This window comes from Vibrio sp. 10N.222.55.C6 (assembly GCF_041473395.1).
Classification (GTDB): Bacteria; Pseudomonadota; Gammaproteobacteria; order Enterobacterales; family Vibrionaceae; genus Vibrio; species Vibrio crassostreae_C.
In genome coordinates, this window is record NZ_JBFRSD010000445.1 from 1 (window position 1) to 301 (window position 301).

At 41.9% G+C, this 301-nt stretch carries 1 protein-coding gene; it reads right to left on the reverse strand.

The genetic code is table 11. From position 1 onward, the window contains the following. A partial coding sequence (locus tag AB4486_RS24515; RefSeq protein WP_372119263.1) for a hypothetical protein occupies window positions 1-301 on the reverse strand: 301 nt, incomplete at both ends.

A 301-nucleotide genomic window follows, 5' to 3' on the forward strand; every position in this document is an offset into this window, starting at 1 on the left:
TCTCTGCACCCATGCTGTCTGTATCAGGAAGATAAATATAAGTGCTGTTTGCATCATCCCACTCAGCCTCATCTGCTACGGCTTCAATTTCAATTCTAAAGTTGGAGCTTACCGTATGGTCAGGTACCCCGTTGTTGTCGATCTCCAATTCATAATTTATTGTGGCTCCACCATTACCGGTACTAAAGTTTCGGTCTGGTACAAAATAAAGATTATCGATGGTAGCTATAACATCTTTTGGATCAGTTGAGTCATCGGGATCAGGCATGAAAGTCTGAACGATATTTGCACCATCTAGAAC